Annotated in this window: 17 protein-coding genes; all 17 read left to right on the top strand. The window is 38.0% G+C overall.

The window, feature by feature from the left end:
- The first annotated feature begins 462 nt into the window (after positions 1–462).
- The 17 genes from AB1422_10270 to AB1422_10190 all read left to right on the top strand — a co-directional run bounded on the left by AB1422_10270 (position 463) and on the right by AB1422_10190 (position 13,008).
- Positions 463–624, top strand: coding sequence for an Rpn family recombination-promoting nuclease/putative transposase (locus tag AB1422_10270; GenBank protein ID MEW6619700.1), 162 nt, complete (start codon positions 463–465; stop codon positions 622–624).
- Positions 625–1,201: 577 nt separating this feature from the next.
- Positions 1,202–1,387, top strand: coding sequence for a hypothetical protein (locus AB1422_10265; protein ID MEW6619699.1), 186 nt, complete (start codon positions 1,202–1,204; stop codon positions 1,385–1,387).
- Positions 1,388–1,662: 275 nt separating this feature from the next.
- On the top strand, positions 1,663–1,890 hold the full coding sequence (locus tag AB1422_10260) for a hypothetical protein (GenBank protein ID MEW6619698.1): 228 nt from the start codon (positions 1,663–1,665) through the stop codon (positions 1,888–1,890).
- Positions 1,891–2,139: 249 nt separating this feature from the next.
- Entirely contained in the window at positions 2,140–2,559 is a 420-nt protein-coding gene (locus AB1422_10255; GenBank protein MEW6619697.1) for a PIN domain-containing protein, read from the top strand.
- Between the two features lie 20 nt (positions 2,560–2,579).
- Positions 2,580–2,771, top strand: a complete 192-nt coding sequence (locus tag AB1422_10250; GenBank protein ID MEW6619696.1) for a hypothetical protein — start codon at positions 2,580–2,582, stop codon at positions 2,769–2,771.
- Between the two features lie 168 nt (positions 2,772–2,939).
- Positions 2,940–3,191, top strand: coding sequence for a UPF0175 family protein (locus tag AB1422_10245; protein ID MEW6619695.1), 252 nt, complete (start codon positions 2,940–2,942; stop codon positions 3,189–3,191).
- On the top strand, positions 3,188–3,682 hold the full coding sequence (locus AB1422_10240) for a hypothetical protein (protein ID MEW6619694.1): 495 nt from the start codon (positions 3,188–3,190) through the stop codon (positions 3,680–3,682). Before AB1422_10245 ends, AB1422_10240 begins: the two co-directional genes overlap by 4 nt.
- A gap of 181 nt (positions 3,683–3,863) precedes the next feature.
- Positions 3,864–4,121, top strand: coding sequence for a hypothetical protein (locus AB1422_10235; GenBank protein ID MEW6619693.1), 258 nt, complete (start codon positions 3,864–3,866; stop codon positions 4,119–4,121).
- 25 nt (positions 4,122–4,146) lie between these two features.
- Positions 4,147–5,085 (top strand): Rpn family recombination-promoting nuclease/putative transposase, encoded by a 939-nt coding sequence (locus tag AB1422_10230; GenBank protein MEW6619692.1) that lies wholly within the window; start codon positions 4,147–4,149, stop codon positions 5,083–5,085.
- 667 nt (positions 5,086–5,752) lie between these two features.
- A complete protein-coding gene (locus tag AB1422_10225; GenBank protein MEW6619691.1) occupies positions 5,753–6,028 on the top strand; it encodes a UPF0175 family protein in 276 nt (91 codons plus the stop codon).
- Positions 6,025–6,510 carry a DUF3368 domain-containing protein gene (locus AB1422_10220; protein MEW6619690.1) on the top strand — a complete coding sequence of 162 codons (486 nt, stop codon included), beginning with the start codon at positions 6,025–6,027 and terminating at the stop codon, positions 6,508–6,510. The genes AB1422_10225 and AB1422_10220 overlap by 4 nt, the downstream gene beginning before the upstream one ends.
- A gap of 424 nt (positions 6,511–6,934) precedes the next feature.
- A complete protein-coding gene (locus tag AB1422_10215) occupies positions 6,935–7,111 on the top strand; it encodes a hypothetical protein (GenBank protein ID MEW6619689.1) in 177 nt (58 codons plus the stop codon).
- 158 nt (positions 7,112–7,269) lie between these two features.
- Positions 7,270–7,446 carry a hypothetical protein gene (locus AB1422_10210; GenBank protein MEW6619688.1) on the top strand — a complete coding sequence of 59 codons (177 nt, stop codon included), beginning with the start codon at positions 7,270–7,272 and terminating at the stop codon, positions 7,444–7,446.
- 89 nt (positions 7,447–7,535) lie between these two features.
- The gene (locus tag AB1422_10205) at positions 7,536–7,802 is read left to right on the top strand and encodes a type II toxin-antitoxin system HicB family antitoxin (GenBank protein ID MEW6619687.1); all 267 of its coding nucleotides are present in this window, start codon (positions 7,536–7,538) and stop codon (positions 7,800–7,802) included.
- Positions 7,795–8,034 carry a type II toxin-antitoxin system HicA family toxin gene (locus AB1422_10200; GenBank protein MEW6619686.1) on the top strand — a complete coding sequence of 80 codons (240 nt, stop codon included), beginning with the start codon at positions 7,795–7,797 and terminating at the stop codon, positions 8,032–8,034. Before AB1422_10205 ends, AB1422_10200 begins: the two co-directional genes overlap by 8 nt.
- Positions 8,035–8,204: 170 nt before the next feature.
- Complete coding sequence (locus AB1422_10195; protein ID MEW6619685.1) at positions 8,205–8,840, top strand: hypothetical protein; 636 nt, start codon at positions 8,205–8,207, stop codon at positions 8,838–8,840.
- Between the two features lie 76 nt (positions 8,841–8,916).
- A complete protein-coding gene (locus AB1422_10190) occupies positions 8,917–13,008 on the top strand; it encodes a right-handed parallel beta-helix repeat-containing protein (protein ID MEW6619684.1) in 4,092 nt (1,363 codons plus the stop codon).
- Positions 13,009–13,821 lie beyond the last annotated feature (813 nt).

Raw genomic sequence — 13,821 nt, 5'->3', positions numbered from 1 at the left:
ACCCCTTTCTTGAAATGGAGAACAGCATATTGTCTCACTTGAGCTAAAATAAAAATAAGGACTTTATGCCCCTAAAACTAAAAAACTTGAACATCGAGTATTAGTTTCTATTAATTTCAATTTTTTTTAATAATATCTCCCTATCTCCTTAATCTCCACATCTCCTTTTGTTACACCACCTGAACGCTTACAAAAAAACATATTATGTGGCGGTGACATTCCTGGAACCTTTCCATCGAAAAGACTTAGATGAACGAAAGAGGAAATTGCTTTCTTTATGTGGAAGTTGGGAAGACAATCGTAGTCCGGAAGAAATTATAAGAGATATTCATAAGTCCATCTGTGGTTGAATAATTACCAAAAATATTGCCTTAATTGGTGCGGAAAAAAACAAACAATTTGACTTCTTTTATGTTATGCGTTATCATACCAGTTAGAACAAAGCTGGGCTAAGGAGATAAGATGGAGAGATTAAATCCACATGACAGTTTCTTCAAAGAGATATTTTCAAACAAAGAGAATGCCTCTAATTTTATCAACAGCATTTTACCCGATGCTCTGAAGAAAAACCTTGATTTATCAACCCTGGAATTTGGAAGGGGTTATTCGGTATATTTACAGTAATCCATCAGTTATTAGTGGGAGGCGCAAAGAACGTAAAGTAGTCAGAAATTCCAAATTTCAAGCACCAAATTACAAATAAATTCCAAATTCCAAACACCAAATTCTATTCGTTTAGAGTTCAGTGTTTAAGACTCCTCGTTATTCGTTCAACGAATAACGAGGAACGGATTAATTTGGAAATTTGAATTTTGGTCATTGGGATTTATTTGTCCTTTGGAATTTGTGATTTGAAATTTCTTTGCCTCCTTTGCGCCTTTGCGAGAGGAATATTTTTTACCACCGATAGCTGACCCATTACTATTTACAGTAGCACCGAGATAGGAGTAGAAAAGGTAGTAGAGGTAGTGAAGAAGATTTCCGAGCTTTCTCAACAAATCAATAGAATGTATCGTAGTGAAAAAACTATTCATAGTGTTATACTTGCGTATTGTTTCGATAGAAGGAACAATGCCTCCAGATTGTGAAATTATGGGTAAAAAATGGGGGGAAGATAGTAAAATATTTAGACGCAAACTTCGGTTAAATCTAAGTTCTGAATTGTTGAGAGAGCTCTTCCAAGAAAGGGGGTGAAGCAACAATGACTACTGCTATGAAATTGATAGAACAAGGAATGCAACAAGGATTACAGCAAGGTGAATATAGGAAAGCAGTAGAGGCTGCTAAAGCTATGTATTCAGAGGGATTTAATATTGATGTGATTGCTAAGATAACCGGACTTTCAAAGGAAGAGATAAATAAGGTGGTAAGGTTAGCGAGACAATAAAAAAACCACTAAGGCACTAAAACCACAGCGGAACACTATTGCTCTGTCGCCATTCAAGTGGTTGATTGGCCGTTGTCCCCGGCTGGCGGGGGTAGGGGGGTGGATTCTTCTATTTCAGATTTCATATTCCACCCTCTTAATCCCCCGCCAGCGGGGGACAACAATCGAGTAGCGACAAAGCACTATGTTAAGAAATGAAGAGGACAAGCAGGATGCTTGTGGTACTTTATTTGGTCTTTAGTCTATATTAAAATTAAATAGGATGTGTTGATAAAATGAAAAAAATTTTAGCGTTAGTAGTATTGGGGCTAATTTGGGGCTATGAGGCAAATGCAGCGGATTTGTATGTGCCTTCGCAATATTCAACCATTCAGTCTGCTGTAAATACAGTAAATCCTGGGGATACTGTTTATGTTGTCGCTGGAAGCTATAACGAGGTAGTCTATATCGACAAAAGTATTGCCATGGTTGATAGAGAGTATCAAAAAAGTTTTAGGAGGTGATAAAGATGGAAAGAGTGGCTTTACAGGTTTCAATTCCTAAAAAGGAATTCAGAATTTTAAGGAAAATGGCTGAAGATGAAAAAAAACTGTGGCAGAATGGACATCTACCATCATTTTAGATTGGCTTCAGCACAATCAGAACCTTAAGCAGGCAAAAAGTTTTATGTGTAGATTAAGAGAAGGTTTTTTTGAAGGGCCAGAGGATTTAGCAGAAAACCATAACAAGTATTTGTATGGAGTGAAATCATAATGAAAAGGATTCTTGTAGATACCTGGGCATGGTGTGCTTTAACCAATAAGAAAGATACCTTTCACAAAATAGCCGCACAAATAGACAAAGATTTGATAGAAGAAGGGTATAGGTATGTCACTACTAACTTTATCCTATGTGAAACCTATACATTGATAAGAAATAATGCAATTCATAAAATAGCAGTTGAATTTGGAGAGGGAATAGAGATTTCTAAAAGTGCAGGGTTGATTCAGATAGTGCATATTACCTCTGAGATTGAAAAAGAGGCATGGAAAATATTTAAGAAATATGAGGATAAAACCTTTTCATTTGCTGACTGCCCGACCTTTGCAGTGATGAAATGGCAAAGACTTACTGAGGCTTTTACTAATGATTCTCATTTTGTTCAGTTTGGATTTGCCAAAAGACCTGAATAAAATAAGGAAGAGGGGAAAAAATGTGGAAGATTGTTAGGTTAGTAATTTTAGGAGTAGTTTTCCTATCCAGGGAGGTAATGGCGGCGGATTTGTTTGTTAATCCAGGTCAATCAATCCAATCCGCAATAAATGCCGCAAATAATGGGGATACTATCTATATCTCTGCTGACACATACAGTCGTAGGGTGGAAATTTTATCCCACCTTCTTTGAGGAAGCTAATAATCAGTAAGGGGATGATGAGGAAATTTTGTGATAAACTTCTCTGTCTTCTCCTTCACTGAGAATTGCTGTGGTGAGTCAATTTTCTTTTGACATTTGCAATCAAAGGTGATATATTAAACATTGTTTTCACGGAACTAATAATTGGAGGTGTAAGTTATGCAAATAACTATAGAATTACCAGAGGAAGCAAAAGGGTTGTCTGAAGAAGAGATTGAACAGTTCTTTTTGATTGGTATGCGTGAGATGCGTATAGAAAAAGCTCTTATTATGCTTCGCAAAGGCGGTATATCAGTCTGGAAAGCGGCTAAAATTGCCAATTTGTCATTGAGAGAAATGATTGAAGAAGCACGCAGAAGAGGTATTGAACCTCGTGTGACGAATGAAATGATAGAGGAGATTAAGGGATGAAAATTGTCAGTAATGCTGGACCATTGATAGCGTTTGGCAAACTTGGACGGCTTGATATATTACAGAAACTCTATGGTTCTGTTTTTGTGGCAGAAGAGGTTTATGAGGAAACAGTTGTTTCAGGGATAAGTCAGGGAGTATCAGATGCTTACCTAATCCGTGACTACTTTTCCAGAGGGATATTTAAAATGAGAAAAGTTCTGTTAGATAAACTTCAATGTGTAACAGAGATAGAGGAAGGAGAAAAAACAACGCTTGAGTTGGCTCTTGTGATAAAAGCAGATTTTGTATTAATTGACGATGCTACTGCCAGAGAGGTCGCCATAAGATATGGTTTGAAACCAAAAGGAACATTAAGTGTTCTCCTGGAAGCAGTAAAAAGAAATGTTCTTATCAGAGATGAAGGAATTTTGTTAATTCAACAAATCAAGCGACGAAAAGATATTTGGATCAAGGAAAGTCTCTGTGATCTGGTATTAGAAAGATTATGAGATTGGACATTATGGGTAGGTTCAATAAGTGTGTTCAAGGTGGATAAAATCAAGGTTATCGTTAAAGAGGAAGATTTTTCCTTTGAGGAAAGAGAGAAATAATCAGGCAATATATTCCTACTTCAACCTCAGTTTTAACCTTCTTAAGAAAGGTGAGTAATATCAAGGATGTCGAATAAAGATGAAAAGGATGTTATTACTATTGGGAATTTTGGGAGTTTTGGGTTTAAATGCAGCCTTTGGAGCAGACCGTTATATGCCAGGGTCTTATCCCACCATTCAATCCGCAATAAATGCCGCAAATCCGGGCGATACCATTTTTGTTGCTCCTGGAAGTTATAATGAGGCAATCTATATCAACAAGAACATTGCCTTAATTTGTGCGGAAAAAAACAAACAACTTGACTTCTTCTATGTTATGTGTTATCATACCAGTTAGAACAAAACTGGGGTAAGGAGATAAGATGGAGATATCAAATCCACATGACAGTTTCTTCAAAGAGATATTTTCAAACAAAGAGAATGCCTCTAATTTTATCAACAGCATTTTACCCGATGCTCTGAAGAAAAACCTTGATTTATCAACCCTGGAATTGGATAATAACTCTTACATTGATGAGGAACTAAAAGAGAACTTTTCAGACATAGTTTATAATTGTCTTTACAAGGCTAAGAGCAAGGTAAAGGTTTCGCTTTTATTTGAACATAAGAGCAAGGCAGTCAAATACCCGCATTTACAGCTTCTACGGTATATCCTTAAGATATGGGAGACAAATATCAAACAGAAAGAGGGTTTAAGACCTGTTATACCTATTATTTTTTATCACGGTAAAGAACGATGGGTAGTGAAAGGGTTATCTGAATATTTTAAAGGGATAGATGAGGGATTAAAGAGATATATTCCTGAATTTGATTATTTATTGACAGATTTATCGAGGTATAGTGATGAGGAGATAAAGGGGCAGGTTCTTTTGGATGTAACTCTTAGGATAGCCTTATTAGTGATGAAGAGCATATATGATGAGGGGAAATTGCGGGAGCATATCGGGGATTTTTTAGAGATAGGGCAGATGTGTTACGAGGAGGAGAAAGGGCTAAAATTTTTGGAAGGTGTTATTCGGTATATTTACAGTAGCACCGAGATAGGAGTAGAAGATGTAGTAGAGGTAGTGAAGAAGATTTCCGAGAAAGGGGGTGAAGCAACAATGACTACCGCTATGAAATTGATAGAACAAGGAATGCAACAAGGATTACAACAAGGGATACAACAAGGTGAATATAGGAAAGCAGTAGAGGATGCTAAGGCTATGTATTCAGAGGGATTTAATATTGATGTGATTGCTAAGATAACCGGACTTTCAAAGGAAGAGATAAATAAGGTGGTAAGGTTAGCGAGACAATAAAAAAAACAATAAGGCACTAAGAACACTAAGGAAGATAACCCTGAAATTAGTAATACTTTAGCCATCTGAAGTGGAATCCGGGTAATCAGTTATCGGTTATCAGTGACCGGTTTAACGCTTTATCTGAATCACCTGATTACCCAATCACCTTGCATTTCATTTGGAGAAATAGTTACAAATACAAGTGATAGTCTTAGTGAAGCTTCGTGCCATGCGTGGTATTCGTGGTATAAATTCATTTTTCAGAGTAACCTTTGCGTGAAAAAAAAGTAAGTTTCACGCCAGGACGCAAAGACTGCAAAGGAAGATTTAGGGAAATTATAAGGGGGAAAAGTAACTATTCAGCACAATTATTCGATCTATGCGGTTAGAAGAGAAACCTCCCCGCATTAAGGTTAAAGGAACTACTTTCCCTTCTCCTTCGCGGGCAGGGAATTAAGGAGGTGGGATTTTTTCTAAGTGCATATATCGGTAGGGATAGAATTTATCCCTGTCCATGTGCGGACCTGGAGATATAGAAGGAAATTGGAACTAAGTAAAGAAAGGAAGTAAGAATTTCGCTCAAAAATATTGGGGGAGAAGGAAAAAATAATTAGCCGGAACGGCTAATAAAATCAACGCTAAATTTTATCCGAGAGCGTTCATAAAAAGATAGGAGGTGACTTTAATGGGTATGAGTGTAGCTCAAGTAGAGATGCCAGATGAGGTTCTTGCTATTCTGGGTACTACAAAGCAGCAGTTTTCTCAAAAATTAAAGGAGCTGGCTGCTTTAAAATTGTTTCAGGAAGGCAAAATATCTTCAGGCAAGGCATCTGAATTGGTGGAAATAAGCAGGATGGAGTTTATCGAGGTGCTAGCAAAGAATAATATACCGTTCTTCAGACAGACACCTGATGAGTTAGCTGAAGATATTGCTGTGGCAAAGGAGATGATGCAAAAATGATTGTCGTCTCAAATGCCACCCCGCTTATCTCGCTGGCTAAGATTAATAAGCTCCATCTATTAAAGTCGATGTATGCTACGCTCTATATTCCTGAAGCAGTTTATGAAGAAATTGCCCTAAAAGGAAAAGAAAGGTTGGGAGCACAAGAAGTAGAAAAGGCGGAATGGATAAAGCGAGAAAAGGTGCAAAATCGACTTTCGGTAAGTATTCTTCGGGCAACTCTAAGTGCTGGTGAAAGTGAAACCCTGGTGTTGGCATCAGAATTAAATGGAGATTTAGTCTTGTTAGATGAGAAACCTGCGAGAATAACGGCGGATAGAATAGGAATCAGCAAGACTGGGACACTTGGTATATTGGTGGCGGCTAAGTCTGGTGGACTTATTTCAGAAGTGAAGCCATATGTTGATGAATTGATTGCCAAAGACTTCAGGGTGAGTAATGAGTTATATCTGGAGATATTAAAGCAGGCAGGGGAGATTTAGGATGATAGAATTTTACGCTTTGCGGCATACGGTCGTTGTGGGTTGAGATGGGATTTAGGGTTGTAGATTTTTGCAACTATCGATTGAACTATCCCGCACACAAAGCACAAAGGGCAATTACGGAGACACAATACTTTATTTTTCCCTCAAAATTTAGTATTGTGTCCCCCGACCCGACTTCCCCCAGAGGATAATTGTGTTCTAACTCATCATTGTTAATGGTGATTTTTTGTGAATTTGTCTTAGTCAAACAGGTTTTTGATACGAGAGCGTTGCAAATAGTTTTTAGTTATGGTGCGGGTTTGGGATGAGTTTTGGGTGATAAAAGATGCCAAAGCTATAAAAAAGAGATAATCTGCTTAGTTGACATCAAGATGAGGAGGTGTTATATAGTTGTAAATTCTAAAGTGGTTAAAGGTTATGATTGATTAAGTCGATAAAGACAACAGAAGTAAGTTTTAAATTAGGAGGGGAACAATGCATCCAAATAACCAATTATCGACTGGTTAATGCCCCTCTGGGTTGTCTTTTGGGACTCCAAAATGTCAAGAAATACAAAAAGATGGCAAGAAATGAGGTAACACAATGGCAGGGACCGTAAATATAGCCTTAAGTTCTACGCAACGCTCTCTTTGATACTAATTTTCAAAAGAGCCGATTTTTGTTGACAAAGGATAAAATTTGTGGTAACATATCCTCACAATGGGCACAAATGGATATAATATCCAAAACACTCAAAAAAGCAATTTCCTATCAGTTTTGAAAAAGGTTTGTGCTTTAGTAGTTTTAGGGCTAATTTGGGGCTATGAGACAATGGCAGCGGATTTGTATGTGCCAGGAAGTTATACCACCATCCAGGCGGCAATAAATGCAAATGCAGCAACCAGTGGCGATAGGATAATTGTTGCGGCAGGAACCTACAATGAGGCAGTTTAGAAAAAATAAGGAAATAAAGGCTTATTAACCCTTGCTTAAAACAGGAATAAGCTGTAAAATAAAAAGAGCAATATAGGAGGTGAAAGGCGGTGAATTTCTATACAGCCGTAGTTAGAAAAAGCAAAGAATTTTGGGTAGCTTTGTGTTTAGAGAATGGATTGGTAGGGCAAGGGATAACTAAAGAAGAGGCAATTAAGAAACTTATGGAGGCTGTTTTTTCCTTCGAGGATGTTCGCAAGGAAGAAAGCGACATATACAGTATGCCTATATCGATAAAAGAACTACATGAATTCTTGACACTAGAGGTAAAAAATTCCGCTTTGGAATCATATGAATTAAAGGCTGTATATGCGTAAAAATATTCCTTCTCTTAAACCGAAAGAGTTAATCCGTGTTTTGCAAAGAGGTGATTGTGCCTTTTATAGAAAAGGAAGGGGTGATCACCAATTGTATATTCGCTATATGGAAGGCAAAAAGAGAATTGTTCCGATTGATATGGGAGCAGGAGAACTTTCACCCGCTTATGTGTTGCGTATTTTTCGGCAATTTGGGTTTACGGATGATGAGATTAATGCCCTATTAGAATAAAAAGAGGAAAATGAAAAAAGTTTTGAGGTTGCTGGTTTTGGCTTGATGTGGACTCTCTCTCAAACTTTAATCTTTTGCTTAAGTTTAGAGAAGGGAGATTGGAGATAGGATGAAAATAAAAGGGGTTATAATTAGCTTGGTTTTGGGTTGGGGGAGAAGGAGGAGGTAACATGAAAAAGGTTTTGGTTTTAATAATAAGTATAGGGATGTTGATTTGCATTTCTTCTGCGAGAGGACAACAAGGAAAAACTAGTTTTTCGCAGTGGAAAATTTATAAAAACCAGAGATATGGATTTAAAGTAAAGTATTTAGGCGAACCCATAAAATGCTTTAATGAATCTGCACTTAGCATCCGTCTTCCAGGAGAAGAAAGAGCTGTTATACACATCTTTGTTGATAAAAAACCTTTTGTTTCTCTTAGTGGAACTTTTGGGGGGCGTTATTACTTTAGAGAAAACTCTAGTGACCCAATGTTGTCCAATCGCGTTTTTACTGAAAAAGTAATCTTGAACGGTATCCCCTTTAAAAAAGACTACTGGATTGTATACGGAGGAGCAGGTGGTTGGGATACCGTAATCAATTGTTACACAGAATACAAAGGAAAATATTACATTGTATCGCTGGATTATAATTTTATGTCGGGAATTCCTGGAATGATACCTGAATCAAGAATTCGTGGAGAAGAGAAAAGGAAGATTACACATAAAGAAATGGTTGATAAAGCTCTTAGAGAAATGCTAAATGACAAAAACAATCATGTCAAAATGTTTAATGGAATACTTTCTACTTTTACCCTAGGCAAATGATAAATGAGGGAAAAAAACAGAAATGATAGGAAGGAATAAATACAAATCTATTATCATTCTAGCCATTTTTGGCATTATGTTGATCATAAATTGCCTTTCTGCTTATCCAGTGTTAGCTTCCACGGGTAAAGGACTTTGGATATGGAGAATATGGGAATGTGAAAATGGAGACTTAAGTAAAGTTTTAAATAGACTGAAATCTGCAGGTGTTAATTGGGTCATAATAAAATGTGGTGATAGCGATGGCTACTGGCTTGATCCAGGTGACTATCTATACAATTGGGCATCACAATACGGCGGGTTCAGTGAGGTAATAAAACAATTTCACAATTCTGGAATTAAAGTTTTTGGGTGGCATTTTGTTTACAGTTCCGATCAATATGGAATACCAAATGTTTCTGAATTAGATGTTTCCAACATGATTTTAGATATTTCTGGAATAGATGGGCTTGTTATCAATGCAGAGTCAGCATACGAAGGTCAGGGAAAAGGAACTATAGCTGAACAATATATGAAAGGCATTAGACAGAAACATCCAACAAGTTTTATTGCTTATTCTTCCTTTGCAAGGGTTACAGGCCATGAATGGTTTCCATGGCTTGAGTTTGGCAAGTATAGTAATAGGAATATGCCGCAGGCATATTGGGCAGCACGGCCTTTAACTCCGGAAGAAGAACTTCAACGAATGAAGAATGATTTTGATTATTGGCATAGTGTCTGGAAGCAAGGAGGTTACAGCGATTCTGTTAAGCCTATAGTGCCAGTGGGGCAGGGTGGAAAACTGGAGATAGGAAGGGAAATTTATAATGGCGAGATTAAAAGATTCTGTGACACTGTCCAAGGTTATGGATATGAAGGAGTCAGCCTTTACGCCTATCATATAATGAATCAGGCAAGTTGGGACGAATATGGTGCTTGCTGGACTAAAGACAACCCTCCCACCGTCAATGCCTTTGATGTTCAACCAAGATCAGTAACTTTAGGCAATTCATTTACTATTTCCTATACTGTCTCGGATGACATTGGTTTAAAAGAGACAGAACTTTGGCGAACGAATAATTATCCTAATTGGCCACAACCACCCAATCCTATTCAAACAACAACCCTTTCAGGACAAACAAACTATTCTGGTTCATTCTACGATACTCCAACTTCAACAGGTACTTATTACTATGGCTTGCATGTGGTTGATACCAAAGGTCAGTGGAATGATGAACAAAATTCACAGACTGGAAATTCACCAGAAGATTTTGGTCCAATTCAAGTTACAGTAACCAGTCCCCAAAACCATAATCCCACGCTTTCCAATCCTTCTGTTGATCCATTATCTGGTGATACAAATACAAACTTCTACTATTATGTACAATACTACGACCAAGATGGAGATAGTCCCGAAAAAAAGTGGTTAATCATAGATGGTGGTACACCTCAAGCTACAGTCTATGTCATGCAGTTGTTCAGTGGTTCTTCTGCTAATGGGATTTATAAATCCAACCCTATAACATTATCAGCAGGTAACCATAAGTATCATTTTGAGTTCACTGATGGTAAAGGCGGTTCGGCGAGGTTACCTTCTAATGCAGATCAGTATTTAATAGGACCCAATGTGATAGAATCCTCTACTCCTGATATCAATCTTCCTTCAAATAGCCTTTCATTTGGCGATGTAGTAATAGGAACAAGCAAAGATTTAAACCTTACCATCCAAAACATAGGGAATGCTCCTCTCAATATAACCAACCTAACAAGAATTTCTGGAAGTTCTGAATTCTCAGTTATTTCTTATCCCTCAAGTATTTCAGCAAATTCTTCTGATTCAGCCACCATAAGATTCTCTCCTGGCTCAACTGGAGCAAAGAATGCCACATTTAGAATAAACTCTAACGATCCAGATGAATCAACGGTTGATTTTACTGCATCAGGAAATGGAATAACCCCTCCTCCAAACCAATACACCCTTAATGTAAATTGCAATCCCACAAATGGTGGTTGGGTAAGTCTTAACCCAGCAGGTGGTGTCTATAATCAAGGTCAGGAGGTAACCCTTACCGCTAATCCATATTCAGGCTATCAGTTTGATTTTTGGAGTGGGGATGTTTCTGGAAATACAAATCCCATTAAAATTACAATGAATAGCAACAAAAACATCACGGCAAACTTTAAGCAAATTACACAAATAAGTACTGTCTATGTCAGTACAATAGGAGATGATATAACCGGTGATGGCAGCCAGGCAAAACCATATCGGACTATTCAAAAAGGGATAAATGTTTGCTCTATTGGGGGCACAGTTTTTGTTTCTGCGGGAACCTATAACGAGGCAATCTACATCAACAAAAATATTGCCTTAATTGGAGCAGGTGCAAATATTTGCACAATTACAGCACAAGGTATTAGTAATACAAATACCGTAACCTTTAATGGCAGTAATGCAAATGGCACAATTACAGGATTTAGAATAACCGGGGCACCAGGAGGATATTATGGAATATTTTGCACAAATGCAAGCCCAACCGTTATAGATAACACAATATTGGGGAATAACTGTGGTATCTGTTGCTACAAGTCCTCCTCAGCCATTACTAACAACACAATATCAGGGAATGATACTGGTGTCTACTGCCACTCTTCCTCTCCGACCATTACTAATAACACAATATCAGAGAATGGTGACGGTATCCACTGCTACGATTATTCCTCCCCAAGCATCACAAATAATACAATCTCAGGGAATGACAATATTGGCATCATCTGCGAGTACTTTTCCTCTGCATCCATCATAAACAACACAATATCAGGGAATAGATATTATGGCATCGTCTGCCAGAATAATTCCCCAGCCATCACCAATAACATCATTACAAAGAATGGTACAACAAGTAATACTGCCTATGGTATCTACTGCAATTTTTCAAGCCCTACCGTCATCGAGTACAACGACGTCTGGAATAATGGAATAACTGGGATCCAAAATTATTCTGGCTGCTCTGCTGGGCCAAACGATATCTCATTCAATCCTCAATTTATCGAAGGAGGCAATTTCCATCTTGGTACCCTTTCTCCTTGCATAGATGCTGGTTCAAACACTTATGTCCCAGCGTGGCTTACTACTGACAAAGACGGCAATCCGAGGAAAGTTCGCATTGTAGATATGGGTGCTTATGAGTTTCAAGGAACACAAACATTGCCACCAGCTACCTTTACCTTAACCCTCCTCTTACCAGCACCAACTACAATTAATGCCACATTTACTCTAAGTGTCCTTCTCTACGACAACTATGGAAATATAGCAACAACCTCAGGCATAGCTACTTTAACCGACACTACAAACTCTATTTCTCCATCTACAATCACCATAATCTCTGGTTCAGGAACAACCATTGCAACCATTAAATCCTCACCGAACGGAGGGACAGATACAATTATAGCAAAATATGGAACAATAACAGGATTTAACACAATTTGGGTTTATATGAATACCCAGCAAGGAACAATAACTTATGGAACAATAACAGGACCAATGATAGAGTTTGGTTCAGGTTCACTGGGAACAGCAAATGTGATAGTATCTGTTTCCACCTCAACTACAGCACCAACGCCTCCTTCCGGGATTGCGTTTGCCGGGATTGTCTATGATATAGAAGTCAGGGATGAACAGGATAATCCTTTTGGAACACAATCCTTACCAGGTTCAGTCACCATTCGTTTCCCATATCAAGAGAGTAATGGTTTTGTTGCTGGGACAAATATAAGGGAAGAAAACCTTTTAATCTACCACTATGAAGATGGGATATGGACGCCTTTAGTTACCTATCATAATTATATAGAAAACTATTGTTTTGCTTATGTGCCTCATTTCTCTCCATTTGCCATAGGAGGAACACCAACCTTTGCGCCAACAAACAATGATGCCTTTGCCTATCCAAACCCCTGGAGAAAAAATGATGCAAAGATGGGAGGAAGGTATATCTCTTTTGGCAATGTCCGTCAGGGCTCAGTCATCAGAATTTACAGTATTGCAGGCGAGCTGATAGATGAGATAGAAGTAACCGACTGCACACAGAAATGGGATGTTTTGAACAAAAACCTTGCTTCAGGCATCTATATCTACACCGTAACCGGTGGTGGGGGTGGAAGGAAGGTAGGGAAGTTTGGGATAATAAAGTAATGTAATTATTCAACCATAGATAAACACGGATGAAACACTGAAAATTCGTGACCTGAAAAATAGTTTTTTCACGCAAAGGACGCAAAGATAATTTTTACCCTTATTTTCCTTTGCGTTCTTTGCGTGCTTGGCGTGAAACTTCTCCTGAAAATAGGAAGTAGAGAGTAGAAAGTAGAGAGTAGAGAGTAGAGAGAAAATCTTTCCTCCACCTGTTTTTTCCTATTTTCATTCTTCTGTTGTGAACCAACGGTTCATGAGCATTCTCCTGAAAATAGTTTTTTCACGCAAAGGTCGCAAAGATAATTTTTTCCTTATTTTCCTTTGCGTTCTTTGCGTGCTTGGCGTGAAACTTCTCCTGAAAATATCCGCAGATTACGCAGATTAGACAGATTTCTCCCTTTCTCCGTTTCCCCGTTTCTCCCTTTCTCATCTGCCCTCTGCCTTCTGCCCTCTGTATTTATCCGTGCTAATCCGTGTCAATCAGTGGCTGAATAGTTACTTTACCCATAAATTTTACACGCATCCCATAAATAAAACGTAAGCGTTCAGCCGTGTCTCTCAGATGGGACAATATCAACTCAAAACCCAAATGTCAAAACTCAAAACCTCATCTCAAAACCTTAAAACTAATAGATTCATTGAGATTTATTGCGACTGATGGAGAAATTTTTAGTTGTAGTTTTGGGCTTTGCTTCATTTAATGTCCCATAGGGACAACATATTGGTAGAAATAAATATCATACAAATAATGTCCCATAGGGACAACATATTGGTAGAAATAAATATCATACAAATAATGTCCCATAGGGACAA

It is taken from the genome of bacterium (genome assembly GCA_040757115.1).
Classification (GTDB): Bacteria; UBA9089; CG2-30-40-21; order CG2-30-40-21; family SBAY01; genus JBFLXS01.
Note: the sequence above shows the minus strand (reverse complement) of the source record. Positions and strands in the feature narration are given on the sequence as shown.

Coding starts and splice junctions, on each gene's coding strand:
- AB1422_10250 (MEW6619696.1), top strand. CDS start 2,580: ATGTGGAAGATTGTTAGGTTAGTAATTTTAGGAGTAGTTTTCCTATCC.
- AB1422_10240 (MEW6619694.1), top strand. CDS start 3,188: ATGAAAATTGTCAGTAATGCTGGACCATTGATAGCGTTTGGCAAACTT.
- AB1422_10195 (MEW6619685.1), top strand. CDS start 8,205: ATGAAAAAGGTTTTGGTTTTAATAATAAGTATAGGGATGTTGATTTGC.
- AB1422_10265 (MEW6619699.1), top strand. CDS start 1,202: ATGACTACTGCTATGAAATTGATAGAACAAGGAATGCAACAAGGATTA.
- AB1422_10230 (MEW6619692.1), top strand. CDS start 4,147: ATGGAGATATCAAATCCACATGACAGTTTCTTCAAAGAGATATTTTCA.
- AB1422_10225 (MEW6619691.1), top strand. CDS start 5,753: ATGGGTATGAGTGTAGCTCAAGTAGAGATGCCAGATGAGGTTCTTGCT.
- AB1422_10245 (MEW6619695.1), top strand. CDS start 2,940: ATGCAAATAACTATAGAATTACCAGAGGAAGCAAAAGGGTTGTCTGAA.
- AB1422_10235 (MEW6619693.1), top strand. CDS start 3,864: ATGAAAAGGATGTTATTACTATTGGGAATTTTGGGAGTTTTGGGTTTA.
- AB1422_10220 (MEW6619690.1), top strand. CDS start 6,025: ATGATTGTCGTCTCAAATGCCACCCCGCTTATCTCGCTGGCTAAGATT.
- AB1422_10260 (MEW6619698.1), top strand. CDS start 1,663: ATGAAAAAAATTTTAGCGTTAGTAGTATTGGGGCTAATTTGGGGCTAT.
- AB1422_10270 (MEW6619700.1), top strand. CDS start 463: ATGGAGAGATTAAATCCACATGACAGTTTCTTCAAAGAGATATTTTCA.
- AB1422_10190 (MEW6619684.1), top strand. CDS start 8,917: ATGTTGATCATAAATTGCCTTTCTGCTTATCCAGTGTTAGCTTCCACG.
- AB1422_10200 (MEW6619686.1), top strand. CDS start 7,795: ATGCGTAAAAATATTCCTTCTCTTAAACCGAAAGAGTTAATCCGTGTT.
- AB1422_10255 (MEW6619697.1), top strand. CDS start 2,140: ATGAAAAGGATTCTTGTAGATACCTGGGCATGGTGTGCTTTAACCAAT.